The sequence below is a fragment of the Desulfovibrio sp. 7SRBS1 genome (genome assembly GCF_049723905.1).
Classification (GTDB): domain Bacteria; phylum Desulfobacterota; class Desulfovibrionia; order Desulfovibrionales; family Desulfovibrionaceae.
This window is the reverse complement of the sequence record NZ_JBJKFD010000001.1, coordinates 920,959-939,640: the sequence shown is the minus strand read 5'-3', so window position 1 is coordinate 939,640 and position 18,682 is coordinate 920,959. Positions and strand designations below refer to the sequence as shown.

General features: G+C 51.1%; 16 protein-coding genes. 10 read left to right on the top strand and 6 right to left on the bottom strand.

The genetic code is table 11. The features are described 5' to 3' along the window. Nucleotides 1-140: 140 nt before the first annotated feature. The 4 genes from ACI0FJ_RS04650 to ACI0FJ_RS04635 all read right to left on the bottom strand — a co-directional run bounded on the left by ACI0FJ_RS04650 (nucleotide 141) and on the right by ACI0FJ_RS04635 (nucleotide 3,869). Nucleotides 141-1,046: a DMT family transporter gene (locus tag ACI0FJ_RS04650; RefSeq protein WP_424299664.1), complete on the bottom strand. Its 906-nt coding sequence runs from the start codon at nucleotides 1,044-1,046 to the stop codon at nucleotides 141-143. After that, nucleotides 1,043-1,798, bottom strand: a complete 756-nt coding sequence (locus ACI0FJ_RS04645) for a TlyA family RNA methyltransferase (RefSeq protein WP_424299661.1) — start codon at nucleotides 1,796-1,798, stop codon at nucleotides 1,043-1,045. The genes ACI0FJ_RS04650 and ACI0FJ_RS04645 overlap by 4 nt, the downstream gene beginning before the upstream one ends. A gap of 16 nt (nucleotides 1,799-1,814) precedes the next feature. After that, the gene (thrC, locus tag ACI0FJ_RS04640; protein WP_424299658.1) at nucleotides 1,815-3,272 is read right to left on the bottom strand and encodes a threonine synthase; all 1,458 of its coding nucleotides are present in this window, start codon (nucleotides 3,270-3,272) and stop codon (nucleotides 1,815-1,817) included. Nucleotides 3,273-3,362: 90 nt separating this feature from the next. Beyond that, nucleotides 3,363-3,869: a DUF456 domain-containing protein gene (locus ACI0FJ_RS04635; RefSeq protein WP_424299655.1), complete on the bottom strand. Its 507-nt coding sequence runs from the start codon at nucleotides 3,867-3,869 to the stop codon at nucleotides 3,363-3,365. Between the two features lie 203 nt (nucleotides 3,870-4,072). On the opposite strand from ACI0FJ_RS04635, the gene hisD reads away from it, so the two are divergent. The 8 genes from hisD to ACI0FJ_RS04595 all read left to right on the top strand — a co-directional run bounded on the left by hisD (nucleotide 4,073) and on the right by ACI0FJ_RS04595 (nucleotide 11,705). Beyond that, nucleotides 4,073-5,377, top strand: a complete 1,305-nt coding sequence (gene hisD, locus ACI0FJ_RS04630; protein ID WP_424299652.1) for a histidinol dehydrogenase — start codon at nucleotides 4,073-4,075, stop codon at nucleotides 5,375-5,377. An 80-nt stretch (nucleotides 5,378-5,457) separates the two neighbouring features. After that, nucleotides 5,458-6,354 (top strand): phosphoribosylaminoimidazolesuccinocarboxamide synthase, encoded by an 897-nt coding sequence (locus ACI0FJ_RS04625; protein ID WP_424299649.1) that lies wholly within the window; start codon nucleotides 5,458-5,460, stop codon nucleotides 6,352-6,354. Nucleotides 6,355-6,428: 74 nt separating this feature from the next. Then, nucleotides 6,429-7,541 (top strand): DegT/DnrJ/EryC1/StrS family aminotransferase, encoded by a 1,113-nt coding sequence (locus tag ACI0FJ_RS04620; protein ID WP_424299646.1) that lies wholly within the window; start codon nucleotides 6,429-6,431, stop codon nucleotides 7,539-7,541. A gap of 260 nt (nucleotides 7,542-7,801) precedes the next feature. After that, nucleotides 7,802-8,113 (top strand): 30S ribosomal protein S6, encoded by a 312-nt coding sequence (gene rpsF, locus ACI0FJ_RS04615; RefSeq protein WP_424299643.1) that lies wholly within the window; start codon nucleotides 7,802-7,804, stop codon nucleotides 8,111-8,113. Nucleotides 8,114-8,115: 2 nt separating this feature from the next. After that, on the top strand, nucleotides 8,116-8,376 hold the full coding sequence (gene rpsR / locus ACI0FJ_RS04610) for a 30S ribosomal protein S18 (protein WP_424299640.1): 261 nt from the start codon (nucleotides 8,116-8,118) through the stop codon (nucleotides 8,374-8,376). A gap of 20 nt (nucleotides 8,377-8,396) precedes the next feature. Next, complete coding sequence (gene rplI, locus ACI0FJ_RS04605) at nucleotides 8,397-8,945, top strand: 50S ribosomal protein L9 (RefSeq protein ID WP_424306484.1); 549 nt, start codon at nucleotides 8,397-8,399, stop codon at nucleotides 8,943-8,945. A gap of 43 nt (nucleotides 8,946-8,988) precedes the next feature. Then, nucleotides 8,989-10,368 (top strand): replicative DNA helicase, encoded by a 1,380-nt coding sequence (gene dnaB, locus ACI0FJ_RS04600; RefSeq protein WP_424306482.1) that lies wholly within the window; start codon nucleotides 8,989-8,991, stop codon nucleotides 10,366-10,368. A gap of 38 nt (nucleotides 10,369-10,406) precedes the next feature. Next, nucleotides 10,407-11,705 (top strand): phenylacetate--CoA ligase family protein, encoded by a 1,299-nt coding sequence (locus ACI0FJ_RS04595; RefSeq protein ID WP_424299637.1) that lies wholly within the window; start codon nucleotides 10,407-10,409, stop codon nucleotides 11,703-11,705. Between the two features lie 108 nt (nucleotides 11,706-11,813). Here the strand turns inward: ACI0FJ_RS04595 and ACI0FJ_RS04590 are convergent, their stop codons facing one another. Continuing rightward, nucleotides 11,814-13,226, bottom strand: a complete 1,413-nt coding sequence (locus ACI0FJ_RS04590) for an outer membrane homotrimeric porin (protein WP_424299634.1) — start codon at nucleotides 13,224-13,226, stop codon at nucleotides 11,814-11,816. Between the two features lie 161 nt (nucleotides 13,227-13,387). Further along, the gene (locus tag ACI0FJ_RS04585) at nucleotides 13,388-14,731 is read right to left on the bottom strand and encodes an outer membrane homotrimeric porin (RefSeq protein WP_424299632.1); all 1,344 of its coding nucleotides are present in this window, start codon (nucleotides 14,729-14,731) and stop codon (nucleotides 13,388-13,390) included. A gap of 248 nt (nucleotides 14,732-14,979) precedes the next feature. On the opposite strand from ACI0FJ_RS04585, the gene uvrC reads away from it, so the two are divergent. Beyond that, the gene (uvrC, locus tag ACI0FJ_RS04580) at nucleotides 14,980-16,803 is read left to right on the top strand and encodes an excinuclease ABC subunit UvrC (RefSeq protein WP_424299629.1); all 1,824 of its coding nucleotides are present in this window, start codon (nucleotides 14,980-14,982) and stop codon (nucleotides 16,801-16,803) included. A gap of 199 nt (nucleotides 16,804-17,002) precedes the next feature. Further along, nucleotides 17,003-18,682 (top strand): FG-GAP repeat domain-containing protein, encoded by a 1,680-nt coding sequence (locus ACI0FJ_RS04575; protein ID WP_424299626.1) that lies wholly within the window; start codon nucleotides 17,003-17,005, stop codon nucleotides 18,680-18,682.

Genomic DNA, 18,682 nt, shown 5'->3' with positions numbered 1-18,682 from the left:
GAAATAGCCGAGGAAAAGGTAAAGCCCTTGGCGCCGGCCTCGACGTTTTCGGTCGATGAGTACGGCAAAAGCGAAGCAGACGAAAATATGGATGAGAAATATGAACGTCAGAAAGGTTATGCCAGTCGGAAGGTATTGGGTCATAACGAGGAAATGCCTCCGGCGTTGAGGACTCTGTGTTTTTCTTGAAGTGCCCTGAGGTTTGGAAGAATAATGCCGTAAAGTATAAAGGCCGCTCCCACGATTTGGAAAATGACCACAGAATCTCCCAGTATAAAATGGGCCAAGGCAAGCGTCGCAAGGGGTTCAAAAGAGGAAAAAATCGAGGCGTAAGCGCTGCCAACTCTTTCTATTGCCTGATACAGCAGGCCTATGGCCATAGCCGTGGGAATAAGGCCCAAGCTCGCCCCGAGAACAAGTTGGACATTTGTAAGGTTGAGCAACCGTTGGGGACCGCCTACAATGCAATAGCCTACCGCGGTGAATAGAATCATGTAAAAGCTGATGCTCAGCGGTTTTTCCCCCTGAAGAAGCCATTGCACCATCAGCAGGTTAAGGCTGAAAATACTTAGGGCACCAAGCGCGTAAGCCAACCCGAGCGAGTGTGCTCCTCTGGAAAAGGCGTCGAAAAAAACCAGCCCGCACCCCAGTGAGACACTGATAACTGCTGTTACTATCGTCCGTGTCGGTTTGGCTTTCCCCAGGAGAACGGAAAGCAGGGTGACGGTTGCAGGATAACCGTAAAAGATCAGGGCGGTGGTTGAAGCAGATATATATTTGAGGGCAAGCGAGAAACAAAGGCTTTGGGCTACGTAAACGACCATCCCCGTAGCCGCAACAGCCAAGAGTTTTTGAAAGCTGATTTTGAAGCTTTTTGAGCCGCCGGTAATGGTAAGAAAAAGAAAAAGGAACAGGCTGCCAAATACAAAACGGCAAATGAGAATATCCCACTCATCCATTCCCAAACCATAGGCCAGCTTAATCTGAACAGCCATGCACCCAAAACATATTGCAGAAAGAATGGCGAGCAGAGCCCCACGAATCATGCGCAGGGCTCCGACTCAAACAAGGTGAGGTATTCCTGGTTTCCCTTGGGGCCTTTTATGCGGGATGGTACCACTCCCCGGCATATGAGTCCCAGCTCGTCCCTGCAAAAATCGGTGATTTTTTTTACTGCCAGCAGTTGCAGTTCTTCGTCCCTAACCACTCCTTTGCCTATCTGATGGGGCTCCAGTTCAAACTGTGGTTTGACCATGGCCACAACCAGTCCTTGGGGACGGTGAAACTGCAGGCAGGGAGGGATAATTTTTGTAAGAGAGATGAACGACACGTCTGCCACGACAATGTCTACTTTTTCGGGGATCAAGTCTGGACCTGCGGTCCGCAGGTTTGTCCGTTCCATATTGATGACTCTGGCATCGGTGCGCATGCGTTCGTGCAACTGGCCGTGGCCAACATCCACGGCATAAACCCTGGACGCGCCATGCTGCAGTAGACAGTCGGTAAAACCACCTGTTGATGCACCAGCATCTAGGCCCACCATGCCCGCAACATTCAGTTCGAAATGTTCTATGGCCGTAAGCAGCTTGTAGCCGCCTCTGCTCACAAAACGCTCCACTCCCCGGATTTCGAAAAGCATGTCCGGGGTGAGCTGCTGGCCGGGCTTGTCAACCCGTACCGGCAGCTCACCCCGGGCCATAAAAACCTTGCCCGCCATGATCAGCCGTTTTGCCTGTTCCCGGCTCTCTGCCAACCCCTGGGCATGGACGAGATGATCTGCGCGTTGTTTTTTTGCCATATTGAAAAGAAAGTCTTTATTTGGCTTTCAGGCCGAGCATTGACACTACGTTGGCTGCAGCCTTGGCAGTGTATTCTTTTTCGGACAGGGCCGTTTTTTCCGATGCGTCGATGGCCAGACGCGGCGCATTAGCCATGGCGGTTTCAGGGGAAACCCCATATTCTTCGGGGAAGGTGTTGCTGAAGTACATATCTTGGAAGCCTATGAACTTGAGCATATGTGCCGTTGCATCAAGGATGGCAGTTTCTTCGGTATCTATAAGGCCGAGCTGCCGTGCTCGCTTGAGACCGGCCAGGCATTCCCCGCCTTGTGTGCAGGCGATATGACCGTTGCGGTTAGCCTGGAGCATGCTGTCCATGATTTCCTGTTCCGTTACCTGTATTACCTGGAAAGCACGCTTGCCGCCAATGGCTTCGAACCGTTCGGCAAAATGCTTTACGCGAGGGAAAGAGACAGGATTGCCAATCATAGCGGCCTGGGCAACACTTGCCTGGACCTTTACCGGCTCGTAATGGCGCTCCGTTGCGTCTTCCACACTATAATAACGATAGACCGGGTCGGCATGATGCGACTGTACGCCGAAAATTCGTGGCAGTCCGGAGATGATGCCCAGACGGTGCAGCTTGAGGAAACCGGCCATGATGGCGGTTACGTTGCCTGCATTGCCGATGGGCACAAAAACGCATTTGCCGTCCATATCCCAATCGTACCATTGGGCAACTTCGAAGGCATATGATTCCTGCCCGAGGATACGCCATGCGTTTTTAGAGTTGAGCAGGGCCACACGGTAGTTATCGGCCAGGTACTCGACAACCTTCATGCAGTCGTCGAATACACCGGGAACTTCCAGAACCTGGGCTCCGCTGCCGAGAGGTTGGGCGAGCTGCTGGGGAGTCACTTTACCCTGAGGCAGGATAACGGCCGACTTGATGCGCGAACCTGTATATGAAGCGTACAAGGCTGCAGCGGCACTTGTGTCTCCTGTGGAAGCACATACCGCCAGGATTTCATCTATGTCCTGGGTACGGCATAGGTAGTTGAGAAAGCTGAAGGCGCAGGCCATTCCTCGGTCTTTAAAGGACGCGCTTGGGTTCTGTCCGTCGTTTTTGAAGCCGCCGGTTTGCCCGTTCAGTTCGTCCTTCATGGTTGGGGAAAAGGAAACTATGGGGGTCTGCCCTTCGCCGAGGTAGACGATGTCTTCCTGGTCGGCAACCGGAGCCATAAGTTCATAGTAGCGGAAAATGCCGCGGAGGGCAGGGGACTTGGCCATTGCCCGGGCATCCAGCAGATCTCGCCATTCCTGTCCAGAGCGCTCCTTGAGAGAGTCGAAAGTCGTATCTTTCAGCAAGAATACACCGCCGCATTCGGGGCAGGTGTAATGCAGCTCGTTAATTGGAAAACGAGCGCCGCAGCCAAGACAGAAATATTCCATGGCCCCACGGTAGGTAGGGAACTCAGTCGCTTGATGGTGCATATTTTACTCCAAAAATTGATTAACGGACTGTTTTGCCCGGCACGGTAATGCGATTGTTCCTGCCAGGTAAAGTGAAAAATGAGGCTATGTTCAGGCTGGCCAGATGTGCCGTGCTGTCAGCATCAGCATAAACGCACCTATGCCGAATTTGACGACCATGCCGAACACAGAGCCGAAAAAGGCACCCATGGCCGACCTGTGGGCTTCTGAACGGTTTTTCCCTTGGGAAAATTCTGCCAAGTATCCGCCAGCATAGGCTCCGGCAAAGGCACCTGGGATGGCCCCGAATCCAAAGGCTATTGGCGCAAGTGCGATGGCGCCGATAACGGAGCCAATGATCGACCACCAATTGGCTCTTTTGGAACCGCCGTAGCGGCGTACGCTCCATATTTGGCTGACATACTGCAACCCTTCCGACAAACCTGCCAGCCCCAGAAGAATGATGACGAAACTCCAGCCGCTGTCCATGTCCGGGTGAAGCCATTTCCAGACTGCGACCAATCCTACCATGAGCCAGTTCCCGGGAAGTGTAAAAATAAGGGAAAGCAGGCAAAGCACCAACAATATTATAAAAACGACAGCCCAGAATTCAGCCATGAACTTCTCCGATAAGATCAAGTGGTCCATACAGAGGAGCGGACGGAGAGTGCCCGCGTTCTTCTTTTGATTTGTTTCACATACCTATTTCCGGAAGCGGCATCAAATGTCGTTTCCCGGTTTTCTCGACATTTCAAAGTCCCTCGGCTATAGCCTTGGTGCTGGTAAAATCAGCATTTTCAAGGTTTAGCCAAGGAGAAAACATGCCCTGCCAGATCATAGGCTACGAAGGCATTATTACTATCAAACAACTGGCTTCAAAGCTATCTTCCCGCCAGCCTTCCTCCCAAGGCGTTGAAGGCACGGTTCGCTCCATTTTGGATAGGGTCAAGGAGGTGGGAGACGAAGCCCTTGTAGAATACACCCGTAAGTTTGACTGTGAAAAGTTCAGTGCGGAAATGTTGCGTGTCTCTTCCCTGGCAATAGAGGATGCCTTTAAAGAGGTATCTGCCGGAGATTTGGACATCATACGCGAATCCGCAGCCAACATTCGTGCTTTTCATGAAAGGCAAAAACGGAATTCCTGGTTTGTGCCTTCCAATGATGGAACCATCTTAGGCCAGATGATTCTGCCGGTGGAACGTGCCGGACTCTATGTTCCGGGAGGAAAAGGGGGGGATACCCCGCTTATTTCCAGCATGCTCATGAATGCAATTCCTGCTCAGGTTGCCGGGGTCGAACGCATCGTTGCCGTAACGCCGCCTCGGGCAGACGGGAGTGTCAATCCATACATCTTGGCTGCGGCAAAACTGCTCGGGCTGGAGGAAGTTTTTGCTGTCGGCAGTGCCTGGGCGATCGCTGCTCTGGCATATGGAACCGATAGTCTTCCTGCCGTGGACGTCGTTGCTGGTCCGGGCAATATTTTCGTGACAACTGCCAAGCGAATGGTGAGTGGGACCGTTGGAATCGATATGATTGCCGGTCCCAGTGAAATTGTGGTTTTGGCCGACGGCAGTGCAAACCCCAGCCATCTTGCCGCGGATTTGCTGTCTCAGGCGGAACATGATCCCATGGCAGCCTGTGTGCTTGTGAGCACGAATGAAGACCTTACCACGGCTGTTGCTGCAGAGTTGAAAAAACAGCTAGCCAGCCTGCCGCGTACAGAAATTGCGGGCAAGTCTCTGAGGGATTGGGGGGCGATAGTCACTGTGCCAGGGCTCACCCAAGCTGTCGAAGCCGTAAACATTCTGGCTCCCGAACACCTGGAAATCGTCGTAGAAAATGCCTGGGATGTTCTTGGGGGCATACGTAACGCAGGGGCTGTGTTTTTGGGGCCGAATACTCCTGAACCTGTCGGAGACTATTTTGCGGGGCCCAACCATGTATTGCCCACCATGGGCACGGCTCGTTTTTCTTCGGCCCTGTCTGTTGATACTTTTACCAAAAAGACGAGCGTCATTTCAGCAAGCAGAGAATTTATAGACGCCAATGTCGATAAAATTGCCAGACTTGCCCGTCTGGAAGGCCTGGAAGCGCATGCCCGGTCTGCCGAGAGCCGTAAAATATAAAAAACGGTTCAAGGTCTGTTTAGGGTAAAACGCAGTAGTCTGTACCTGTTATAGCCATAGCGCCAATACGGAGGATATCTATGGAAATCGTAGTTAAAACCAATATTCCAGAACTCAAGCTTCTTTCCCGAGGCAAGGTTCGTGACATATACGAAGTAAGCGACGATGAGTTGCTCATCGTCACCACCGACCGGCTTTCCGCCTTCGATGTCGTGCTTCCTGATCCCATCCCATACAAAGGTGCAGTCCTTAACCAGATTACCCTGTTTTGGATGGATAAGTTTAAGGACCTTGTTGCCAACCATGTAATTACAGCGGATGTCGATGAGTTCCCTGAAGCCATCCAAAAATACCGCAGTCAGCTGCAGGGACGTTCGGTTATCGTCAAGAAAGCCAAGCCGCTTCCCATTGAGTGCATTGTTCGCGGTTACATTACCGGGTCGGGCTGGAAGGATTATCTAGATACGGGCAAGGTCTGTGGGCATCAGCTGCCGGCCGGGATGTTGGAATCGCAGATGCTTGAAGAACCTCTCTTCACCCCGTCCACAAAGGCGGACCTGGGCGAGCACGATGAGAATATCACTTTGGAACAAGCTCGTGATATTCTGGGGGGAGATGCCCTCAAGGAAGTTGAGGACCTGACCCTGGAAATTTATCGCCGTGCACGGAACTACGCGAAAAATTGTGGAATCATCATCGCCGATACCAAATTTGAGTTCGGCTTTCGTGGTGGGCGTATCATCTGGATTGATGAAGCCCTCACTCCTGACTCTTCGCGTTTCTGGCCGTTTGCCGATTACGAAGCGGGCCGTTCGCAGAAGAGTTTTGATAAGCAGTTCGTGCGTGACTACCTCAAGGACATCGGCTTCAACAAACAGCCGCCAGCTCCCAATCTGCCTGAAGAGATTATTGCCAACACCCGTGACAAATATATGGACATCTACAAGATGCTGACAGGTTCGCCTTTGGACGTGTAGGCGTATCGCGGGGACAGGAATTGCTCGTCGTTCGAAAACGGCATCTTTGAATTCAACACCGGGAATAAGCGTACATGAAGATTCCATTTAACGACCTGAAGCGTCAGTTCTGTGAGGAAGAAAAAGACCTGCGCCAGGCTTTTGAACGCGTTCTTGAACGAGGCTGGTATCTGTCCGGCCCGGAAGCCGTGGGCTTTGAGAAAGAGTTTGCGGAGTGGTCTGGATCGGGATTTGCCGTATCCGTGGCCAATGGGACCGATGCGATTATCCTTGCTTTAACTGCGCTTGGGCTGGAACCGGGCGATGAGGTTATTGTACCTTCGCATACCGCCCCCCCGTGCTACCATGCCATTCTCGCCTCCGGCCTTATTCCGGCTTTTGTCGAAATAGATCAGGATTATTACACCCTGGACCCCGCGAGCGTGGAAGAGGCTATTACGGAAAATACTAAGGCGGTTCTTGCCGTACATTTGTACGGACAGATGTGTGACATGGATCGTCTTGTCCAGGTATGCAAGGAAAATGGGCTGTATCTTATTGAGGATTGTGCCCAGGCCCATGGTGCTTCCTATAAAGGGAAGCCTGCGGGAACCATGGGGGAAATGGGAGCGTATAGCTTTTACCCAACAAAAAACCTGGGTGCACTGGGTGACGCAGGCATGGTTTGCGGTATGAGTTCCCGTTTTGGAGAGGAACTTGCGCGTCTCAAGCAGTATGGCGAGAGTGAACGCTATGTTTCCACGGTTCCGGGCGTCAACAGCCGGATGGATGAGCTGCAGGCCGCTTTTTTACGGGAGCGGCTCAAACGTTTGGATAGCCATGTACAGGAGCGCAATCGTCTTGCCGCGTTATACTCTGAGCTTCTCCTGGATACTCCGGTTACCGTTCCCAAGGTCCGTCCGGAAACCAGACATGCTTTCCATCTGTATGTGATTCGCTGTCCCAAGGCTGCGGATTTGGGACGTTTTCTTAAAGAACACGGAGTTGGCTCCGCCGTACATTATCCGGTCCCCGGACATATGCAGCCCATGTTCAAGCTTGGGGAAGCCGATTGTGCAGGTGTCTCCAAGCTCGATTTCAGTTATCGTTTGCGTAACGAGATTTTGTCGCTTCCGTTCTTCCCCGGACTTGGAGATGAGGAAGTGCGCAAGGTTGTATCTTTGATCAAGGACTTTTATACAGATTAGCCGGAGTTTTTATGAATGATGCCTGGGGATTGTTGCTACTTGTTGTGATATGGTTTGTTCTTAATCGATTTGTGTTTCCCCGCTTGGGGATCAAAGGCTGAGGGGCGGACAACAGTTGCAGTTGGCAACCGTCTGAAACAAAGCCTGAAAAAGATAAGGACAATCTTGACAAGGACAAGGAAAACACATAAGAATCCCCCTCCCTTGCTCCCCCCCGATTTAGGGGGTGGGCCAAAGCCCGTAAGGAGGAATATATCCAAATGCGTCATTACGAAGCGCTTCTTTTGTTTAGCCCCGAACTTTCCGACGACAATCGTCAGGAAATTCTGGGGAACCTGAAAGGCGTAATCGAACGCGAACAGGGTTCGATTATCCTTGACGATGCCTGGGGCATGCGTGAGCTTGCCTATCCTGTGGAAAAGCAGACCCGTGGTCACTATCACCGTTTCGAGTTTGCTGCCGAAGGTGGTTGCGTTGCCGAGTTTGAACGGAACGTGCGTATCACCGACGGTATTTTCAAATTCATTACTGTGAAGCTGGCCGACGAGTACACGGCTGCTGAGGAGGCGTAGGCATGGCTTTCAAAAAACGTTTTTCCCCCCGGAAAAAGTACTGCCGGTTCTGCGCCGACAAGACTCTGCCCATTGATTACAAGCGGCCGGATATCTTGAAGGACTACACGACCGAACGTGGCAAGATTATTGCCCGTCGTATTACCGGTACCTGCGCCAAGTGCCAGCGTCGTCTCACTCGTGAGATCAAACGTTCGCGCCAGATGGCTCTCCTCTTCTACACCACCACGCACGCTACTTATGTGCGCAAGAGATCTGTTTAAGGGGGAGTGGAACCATGAATATGAAAGTTGTACTTCGCTCCGATGTGGACAGCCTTGGCCGGGTTGGCGACAAAGTTTCGGTCAAGCCCGGTTTTGCCAGGAACTACCTGATTCCTCAGGGGCTGGCCATTCTTGCCACTCCGTCCAATCTCAAGGTTTTCGAGCAGGAACGCCGTAAGCTCGAAGCCAAGGCTGCCGAATTGCGCAGCCAGGCCGCAGGCCTTGAAGAAAAAATCAACGCTGCCGAAGTCGTTATCGAAGTTCGGACTGGCGAAAGCGACAAGCTGTACGGTTCCGTAACCAGCGCCATGATTGGCGATATGCTTGCTGAAATGGGTATTGATCTCGACCGCAAAAAAATCGAGCTTGATCAACCTATCCGTGCACTGGGTGAATACACTCTGCCCGTAAAGCTGCATGCCGAAGTTACTGCCGAACTTACAGTTCGCGTAGTTAAGCGTGGTGCTGCCAGCGATACAGAAGTTTCCGAGGAAACAGCCGAAGCAGTTGCAGAAGCTCCTGCCGAGGCCCCCGAGGTGGAAGCTGAGCAGCCAGAACAGGCCGAGTAGTAGCCCACTTCCTGCCGGAAACTCTTACAATCCGGCTACCGGGATGCCAGAAGAATCGGCACCCCAAGACTTCCTGCGTAAAATCCCCCCTCAGAACGCCAATGCTGAAATGGCGGTTCTGGGGGGGGTCTTTTTGAAGGGGAGTATCTTTCACTCCCTTGTTGATCTTTTGGGAGAGGACGATTTTTACTCCTCAACCCACCGTATTATCTTCAATGCCTTCAAAGACCTCTACGCGGCCAACACGCCCGTGGATTTGGTTACAGTCGCTGACTATCTCAAAAAGCAGGGGAAGCTGCAGGAGGTAGGCGGCCACGCGTATTTAGCCGACATTGCCTCTGCGGTTGTCAGCGCATCCAATGCAATGGCGTATGCCCGGATTGTCAAAGAGAATTCGGTTAAGCGTCAGTTGATCAATGCGGGCATGGAGATCATCAGGGAAAGTTTCGAGTCTGCTGAAGATGCAGAAAGCATTGTGGACAAGGCCCAGCAGGCCGTTTTTAAGGTCGCCGAGCAGCATGCCGCGCAAGACTATTCCGCCAGTAAGGATTTGGTGCAATCGGTCTTTGAGCAGCTTGAAAAACGTGCTGCAAGCCGGGATCTTATAACTGGTGTAACCACCGGCTTCAGCCGCCTTAACGAGATGACCGCGGGACTTCAACCTACCGACCTCATCATCCTGGCAGCACGTCCCAGTATGGGAAAAACAGCCTTTGCGCTGAGCATGGCTTACAATGCCGCAACTAATGGCGTGCAGGATGTGCCCACGGCTATTTTTTCCTTGGAAATGAGCAAGGAACAGCTCATGCAACGGCTTATGTGTATTGCAGGAGATGTCGATCTCAAGCGTTTACGTACTGGCCAGCTTGACGATGATGACTGGAATAAGCTCTATACTGCGGGAGATATCCTGACCAGTGCGCCTCTTTTTATAGACGATACACCAGCGCTCAGTGTTATGGAATTGCGTGCCCGCTGTCGTCGGCTCAAAATGGAGAGAGGGCTTGGGCTGATCCTTGTCGATTATCTGCAGCTCATGCGCGCGGGCAAGCGTATTGATTCGCGTGAGCAGGAAATTTCAGAAATTTCACGAAATCTTAAAGCGTTGGCTAAGGAACTTGATGTTCCTGTGGTTGCGCTTTCCCAGCTTAACCGCAAAGTGGAAGAGCGAGCCGACCGTCGCCCCATGCTTTCCGACCTGCGCGAATCCGGTGCCATCGAGCAGGATGCTGACATCATCATGTTTATTTACCGTGATGAGGTCTACAACAAGGAATCTCCCAAAAAGGGTGTGGCCAACATCATTATCGGCAAACAACGAAACGGCCCCGTTGGCGAACTCGAACTCGCTTTTATAGGGCATTGTACAAAATTTGCCGATCTTTCCTATTCTCAGCCGTCCGAGTACGGCGTTTCCGGCTGATTCTGCCCAGCCATCTTCGTTTTTTTAAGGAGGATATTGTGCATTTCGATCCTGCGGAAGCCTTGAGTCGTGATCAATTGAATGCTTTGCAAGCAGAGCGTTTGCGGGCAACTGTGGAAAGGGCTATGAAGTCCCCTTTTTACGGAAAACTATACCGGGAGCACGGCATTACGCCAGATACCATCAAGACTGTTGATGACGTCCGCAAGCTTCCGCTGACAACCAAACAGGATCTTCGCGACAATTATCCTTATGGCCTCCTTGCTGCTGGTCAGGACGCCATGGTGCGGATGCATGCATCCAGCGGGACTACGGGAACACCTACGGCAATATTTTATACGGATGAAGATCTGCATACCTGGGCTTCTCTAATGGCCCGTTGCATGCACATGATCGGCATTCGTCGCAGTGATGTTTTCCAGAACATGAGCGGGTACGGTCTATTTACTGGCGGCCTTGGTATCCATTATGGAGCTGAGCATTTGGGGTGTTTGACCATTCCTGCCGGTGCGGGAAACTCCAAACGTCAGTTGAAGCTGCTTAAGGATTTTAACGTCACTGCCGTCCACATCATTCCCTCCTACGCCTTGTACTTTGCTTCTTTTTTGGAAAAAGAGGGGATTGATCCCAAAAGTCTGCCTCTTCGTCGTGCTCTGATAGGTGCAGAACCTCACACAGAAGAGGTGAGGAAGCGCATTGAAGAGATTTTCGACATTAAGGCATACAACTCCTATGGACTTTCCGAAATGAACGGACCGGGAGTTGCTTTTGAGTGTCCAGAGCAAAACGGAATGCACTTGTGGGAAGACTCCTACATCCTTGAAGTCATTGATCCGGCAAGTTTGGAACCCGTGGAAGACGGCCAGGTCGGAGAGCTGGTGCTGACAACCATCAGGCGTGATGGCATGCCCATTGTTCGCTACCGTACCCGGGATCTGACACGGATTCTCCCCGGTGAATGTCCTTGTGGGCGTGTCCACCGACGTATTGACCGCATTCAGGGCCGGACGGACGACATGCTTATCCTCAAGGGGGTGAACATTTATCCCATGCAGGTTGAGCAGGTCCTTATGAGCATGCCCGAAGTTGGAAGCAACTATCTTATCGTTCTGGAAAGCGATGGGGACATGGACCAGATGTGCATCCGGGTGGAGATCAACGACGATATTTTCGTTGAGGATATGAGAGTTCTTGGGGCGTTGCAGACTCGTATTGCCAAACGCATGAAAAATGAAATTCTCATTACTCCTCGAGTAGAGCTTGTACAGCACGGCAGTCTCCCTCACAGTGAAGGTAAGGCCGAGCGTGTGCAGGATATGCGAACCCGCAAATCTTGATTTTGGGGTGTAGGTTTTGATTTCGAGTGTGAAATTTTCAATAAAAGAGCCCGAACGAGCTGAACTCGTTCGGGCTCTTTTATTGAAGCAGCCCCCAATAAATTAAATTCAGAATAAATACTTCAAACCAACTACAACCTTCCAGGCCGTTTTTTGTTCATCTGCCGCAGGCGCACTTTTTTTCCAGGTTGCCTTATCGTAGTCGGGAAAGAGAACACCCAATTCCACTATTGCTGTTAACTCATTGAAAATGGCGTAGTTGCTGTACAAGTCCACTTCCATGACTGAGTCTTCAGTGGTCAGGTCGTTTGCATACTTCAGGTAGGGAGCCATATCCTGATGGTTTGTCCCGTGGTAGTAAGCAAAGATCAAGTCGTGCGAAAGTTTGTCCATAAAAGATATCTGAGCAAGTTTAGCCCCTAGATACCATGCGCCCATAGGATGTGTGTTCAGGTCGGATTTTAGGGTAGGGGAGTTGCCCGTCCATGATGTCCCAGCATCCCAGTCTTCATCCAGGTAGGGCATGCGTTCGTCTCCATTGTTTATGTCGCTGTCCATGCCTGAACCGTACGCGAAAAAAAGGCTGGGGACGAACCAGTCCCAGCCTCGGTATTCGATGGCAATATCCGTGAACCAGCCTTTGCGGTCATTTCTGCTGTTGCTGTCATCAAGGTGGCCGTAGTTGAAATCAAAGTACAGGGCAAAGGGCGCCAGAAGGTCGTTTGCTTCAAAGCTTGCGCCAGCCCACCACGGGTGCACCATTGACGATTCGTACCGTCCTGTTTGACTACCTACGGCTGAGAGCATGCCAGCCATATCTGAAGCCGATTTGGTTTTCACTTCAATTGTTCGATTAATGCAGTTTTTTCCTAGCCAGGAATAGATGAAAAAGGGCGTTACGCTAACGCCCTCCTGAGTAATAGGAAATGACAGAAGCACGAAGTCAAAGTCATCGTCATACTGTTTACCCGTTTCTGCAACATCTGCATCCAGTGCTCTGGCATAGTTTAGGACGGCACTGACCTCCTCGGTAATTGGAATGGCAATCAATGCTGCAGTTATGTTCTCATCAAAAATGGCACTTCCTGTAAAATAAGAGGAGGCTGGAACGACGAGCTCGAATTTACCAACGGAAAAGTCGATGTTTGTGTTAGGCCAGGTAAATTGGAGCATGGACCGTGGCACTTCAATTGCTACCTCATCTGTATCGAAAGCTCCTTCTTCACTGCCCCAGGCAAATTCACCTATCTCGAATTGAACGTAAGCTTTGAGATTGCTATTGGCGATAAAATTGAAATCTATGCGGAGTCGCTCCCAGAGGACTGACGATTCGTAGGTGGTGATGTCATTCTTCGGAATTCCCCCCGGGTTTGAAGTAAAGTTCATGTTGTTCCAGAAATTGGCATTCATCTTGAGTTCGCCTTTTGTCTTCAACTCCACCGAGTGTGCGGATTTAGAGACGGCAACCAGAGCAAGCATGAAAAACACCAGCAGCAGGCGCATCTTGAGAGACATATACATGTATATCCTCCTTATGATGTTTCTTTTTAGCTCCAGTTGGTGTTCACTACAAGGTTGCAACTGTTTTTTGTTGAAAAAAGGCGACTTGAGTTTGGGACATCAACAAAAAAAAGGCCGGCACCCGAAGGTACCGGCCTCATAGCGTGTCAGGCTAGAACAATTTAGAAGTTGTACTTCAGACCGAGGGCGGCCTTGAAGGCGTCACGATTGTTGTCGAGACCCCAGGTGTCCTTGTCGTAGTCGTTGATGACGTAGCCAATTTCGAAGATGGCGGACAGTTCTTCATAAATCTGGTACTTATTGGACAAGTCGATTTCGAAGATGGAGTCGTCGTCGGTCAGGTCACGACCATATTCCAGAACACCAGCCTGGGAGGAGTCGTTGGTACCGTGAGCGTACAAGAAGGTGATGTCGTGGGACAGCTTGTCCATGAAGGAGATCTTGGCCAGACGGAGGCCGAGGTACCAAGCGCCAACGGTGTTAGCGTCGATGGTGCCCTTGAAAGAGCTGGAGTCCGTCCAGGTGTTGAATGCGCCTACGCTCCAACCTTCATCGATGGTGGGCATACGTTCGTCGCCGTTGTCAGGATCGTCGTCCAGGCCGGTGCTGTAAGCGCCGAAGATGCTGGGTACGAACCAATCCAGGCCTTTGTACTCGATAGCCAGGTCGGCGAACCAACCCTTGCGATCGTTACGGTTGTCATCGTCGTCGATGGCGCCGTAGTTGATGTCAAAGTAGAAAGCAAAGGGATCCAGAGCGGTAACGTTCAGAGCCAGACCTGCCCACCAAGGATTGACGTTATCCTTGTAGGAAGCGCCAGTCATGTAAGCGGAGGAGGTGAAAGGAGCGGTATCGCCATTGAAGCGAGCCAGGGTGTCCTTGCCCATGAAACCGTACACGAAGAAAGGCGTTACGCCGAATCCTTCGGGGGTGATGGGCAGGGCCAAAAAGGCCATGTCGAATTCATCGTCATACTTTTTGGTCGTTTCGCTGACGTCGCCGTCCAGGGCGCGAGCGTAACCAACCAGAACGCCGATCATGTCATTCACGGGAATGTTGATGGTCAGGGCGGAGATGTTTTCGTCGAAGATGACGGAACCGAAGTAGCCGGCATCAGGCAGGGCCACGGGCATTTTACCAGCAGTGATCAGCACGTTGGTGTTGGGCCAACGGAACTGCAGGTAAGCACGGGGAACTTCGACAACAGCGCGGTCAGTGTCGAAGGCACCTTCGTTACGGCCCCAAGCGGTGTCGCCGATTTCGAACTGGGTGCGGGCCATCAGGTTTTCATTGGCCACAAAAGAGAATTCCACGCGCAGACGCTGCCAAACGGCGAAATCGTCTTCGTGTCCGCCGTTATCTTCGGTGGACAGGAAATCATTGTTGTTGGACCAGTTAGCGCTGATTCTCATAGACCCTTTCGTTTTGAGCTCAACGGCGGATGCGGTGCCGAAAGCGCCCAGAACGAAGGCGGCCATTACAGCGAGAACGATAAAACGTTTCATGCGTATACCTTCCTTCTTTTGCGTTAACTAAAATGTTCAAAACCTTGACACGCGAGTACACCTTTCCCAAGGTGCAGAGACTTTCTACCGTGTGAAGACTTCCATGGCAAGACGAAAACGACATTTTTTCGGCAGAAAGTAAAAAAAATTTTACCGTCCAATTTTTTGTACCTTCATGCGGCGGTTTGCATGACTATCCTTATTATAGCAGCTGGACAATCCTCCCTCCGCGTCCTATCAGTCCGAACATGTACGATTTTGAACCTCGTGATTATCCCACTGGGCCAGGTATATATATGATGAAAGATGATGCCGGGCGCATCATCTACGTTGGCAAGGCGAAGAATCTTCGACGCCGTCTGACTTCCTACTTTCGGGCAGTAGAACGGCATACCCCTAAAACCAAGGTCATGGTTGGCAAGATTGCTGCCATCGACTATTTCCGGACCGGAACCGAGAAGGAGGCGCTTCTTCTCGAAGAAAGCCTTATCAAAAAGCACAAGCCCCGGTATAACATCGTTTTGCGTGATGATAAGCGCTATCTGCTTTTCCGTTTGAACAAAAAAACAAAATTTCCCCGGCTAATGGTCACTCGCAAGGTGATTCGGGATGGGGCACAATATTACGGGCCGTTTGTCTCGGCAGATGCGGCACGCATCACGTATCGGTTGATTAATCGTGTCTTTCCGCTACGCAAGTGTTCAGACAAAGCCATGCGCAATCGGATTCGGCCTTGTTTATATCATCACATTCAGCAATGCCCTGCCCCGTGCGTGATGCATGTAGACGAACAGGAATACGCTGCCGTTGTCGGGCGTGTTGAGATGTTGCTTTCTGGACGGTCTGGAATTCTTTTGGACATGCTGCAACACGATATGGAAAAAGCTAGCCAGGAAATGGACTTTGAACGGGCAGCCATGTTTCGCGATCAGATTCGTGCTGTGCAAAGCACCGTAGAGCGTCAGGCCGTGGTGCAGGAAGGCGGTTCGGATCGAGATGTTGTGGATGCAGTTGCTGCCGATGGTCGATTATGTCTTGGAGTATTGTTTATTCGACAGGGCCGCTTGCTCGGAGGACGGCCTTTTTCCTGGCCTGGTGTTGGAGAAGACGACACAGGAGAGGCTATTGAAGCATTTCTGATGCAGTTTTACGGTAAAGAGCGTGACATCCCCCATGAAATATTGCTCCCATGGAGCTTGGAAAACAGTGTGGTGCAGCAGGTTCTGTCGGATAGACGGGGAGAAAGCGTGCAGCTTGTGGGCCCAGTGACCGGCCTGGATAAGAAGCTCTTGGCTATGGCCAGAAATAATGCCCTTGAGGCGAATAAAGGAAATGATGATGCTTCAATGGCCACTTTGCTTGCTTCGTCTCTTCGTCTTTCCAGGCCAGCAGAGCGTGTGGAGTGTGTCGATATCTCCCATCTTTCCGGTCTGAACGTCAGGGCGGGAGTCGTTGTTTTTGAAATGGGTAGGCCGAGTCCTGAGTCCAACCGGATTTATTCCATAGAAGAGGCTGAGGGGACGAGTGATGACTATCTTGCTTTGCATTTATGGGCTCAACGACGGATAGAGTCAGGTGCTCCATGGCCGGACTTGCTTCTGGTCGATGGGGGGAGGGGCCAGTTGGCGGCGGTGCAAGAGGGGCTCATCAAGGCTGGAGGGGACGATTTGTTTGAATTGGCCTCTATTGCCAAGGCTGGGCGTAAAGCAGGCGAATTAGAAGATGTCATCTTTCGTCCAGGGCGTAAGAATCCTTTGTCCATTCGGCCGGGTAGCCCGGAACTTCTTTTTTTGCAGCGGGTGCGTGACGCTGCGCATGACCATGTTATCGGGCGACAGAGAAAGGTACACAGAGGACGGGCCATGGCCAGCCGGTTGGAAAGCCTGGAAGGCATTGGCCCTAAAACAGCATCCATATTTTGGGAACGTTTTGATTCACTAGAGGATATGGCAGGAGCATCTGTGGAGGATTTTCTTGCAATTCCGGGGATCGGGCGTAAGAGTGCGGAAAAGTTGCGTAGTCAGCTTGCCGGGCTCGTCGGTGGTACGGTGGGGACAGACAAAAATAAATGAATTGGGTGTGAGGTAGACGGTGTTATGCGCATTTTGACGCTTTGCGCTTGGGACCATGTCATGCTAATGAACCCCGAACATTGTCGCTATGGGCAAGTCTTTCTCACTTTCCCTTGGCGTTTTTTTCTTTCGTAAGAAAGCCCGGACTATATGTTGTGGGCTGGGTCTCCTGAATACACTGCCTTCTTTGGAGGATTGAATGAAAAGATTCGTTGGCGCATGTATTTTGTGCTGTATGGTGATTGCTTCTGTCGCGGTATATGCTGGGGCAGCACGGGCTTCTTCCGGGGTGCAGAAATATGCAGTCCTTCCTTTGACGGTCAATGGACCAGATAAATATGCGTATTTGTCCCAGGGAATTGCAGATATGCTTTCCACCCGTCTGAATTGGCGGGATCATTTTCAGTCTGTCGACAAGCAGCTGATTCAGGAAAAGGGTAATATTCCCAAGACCAGGATGGATGTAATCAACCAATTGGATGCGTTGAATGCAGATTACCTCATCTGGGGAACGGCAATGGTTGCCGGAGACGATGTAAGCCTGGATGTAAAGGTTGAAGACAAAAACGGACGTTCCTGGCCGAATAGCTCCACTGTCAAAGTTCAGAATTTGATTCCTGAACTGGAAAAAATGGCTGGGAAAATCAATGAAGAAATTTTCGCTCGTCCCAATGCAGCGGGCAAAGACAAGGCCGAAAAGCCTGTAAAGGTTCTTAATCCAGGCCTTGTCTATAATGAAAGTGTAGCTGGACAGGAATTTTCCCTCAACCCTCAGTTCAAGTATGAGGGCGGGGCGGAAACGCCTGGGCGTTGGCAGAGCCAGTCGTTGCCCTTTGCTGCTGGCAATATGGTTATCTGCGATGCAGATGGTGATGGGAAAAGTGAAGTTTTTCTTCTCGAAGACCATCGCCTGCATGCCTACACCATCGAAGACCGTAAAATGGTCTCCGTGGCGCAGTACGACTTTCCTCGGCGTTTTCAGATGGTTCGGCTGAACGCTTTTGACTATGATCGCGACGGTGCCAAAGAGCTGATCGTTACGGGGATGACCGATAGGATTACCACCAGGCTGGATGAAGATGCTCGGGATGTTGCTCCTATCTCTTTTATCTTCCGCTACAAAAAAGGCTCGTTTGTAGTAGATCGGGAGGAGATTCCTTACTATATCAACCTTGTAAGGCTTCCTCCGAATTTTCGTCCTCTGCTTATTGGCCAGAAGGTTGGCAAGACCAACATGTTCGACAGGGAAGTGTACGAACTTATTGTTACGCAGAATGAAGTTAAACTTGGTAAAAGGCTGAAGGTACCGCCGTTTGCCAACGTGTTTAACTTCGCTTATCTGCCTACGAAAGATGGTATGTATACCCTGTTTGCTGACGGCAATGACCACCTGCGGGTTTACGATTCGAGTGATCAGGTTTTGTACGAATCGGAAAGAAAGTATGTGAACTCCCCTGTAGGCGTGGAAGTTTTCGTCAAGATTCCAGGCCTTGGCATTAAACGGGACAATCCAGTCACCGACATCTTCTACTTCCCGGAACGTCTGCTGCTTACACAGCTCTCTACCGATAAGGGGAAGTACGAGCTTCTTGTCAACCGAAATAGGTCGGTGGCAGGACAGTTCTTTGAACGGTACCGCAACTATCCCTTTGGTGAGATGCATTCTTTGTTCTGGGATGGAGCAGGTTTGTCACTTGCATGGAAAACTCGTGAAATCAAGGGAACGATTGTCGACTATGGTTTGGCCGACATCGACTCGGACGGCCAGGATGAGCTGTGCGTATGCATAAATTCTTATGCAGGTGGCGTTGGCCTGGAAAACCGGAGAACAAGGATTTTGGCTTACGAGCTCGATCTCAGTAGTGCTCAAAAAGAATAA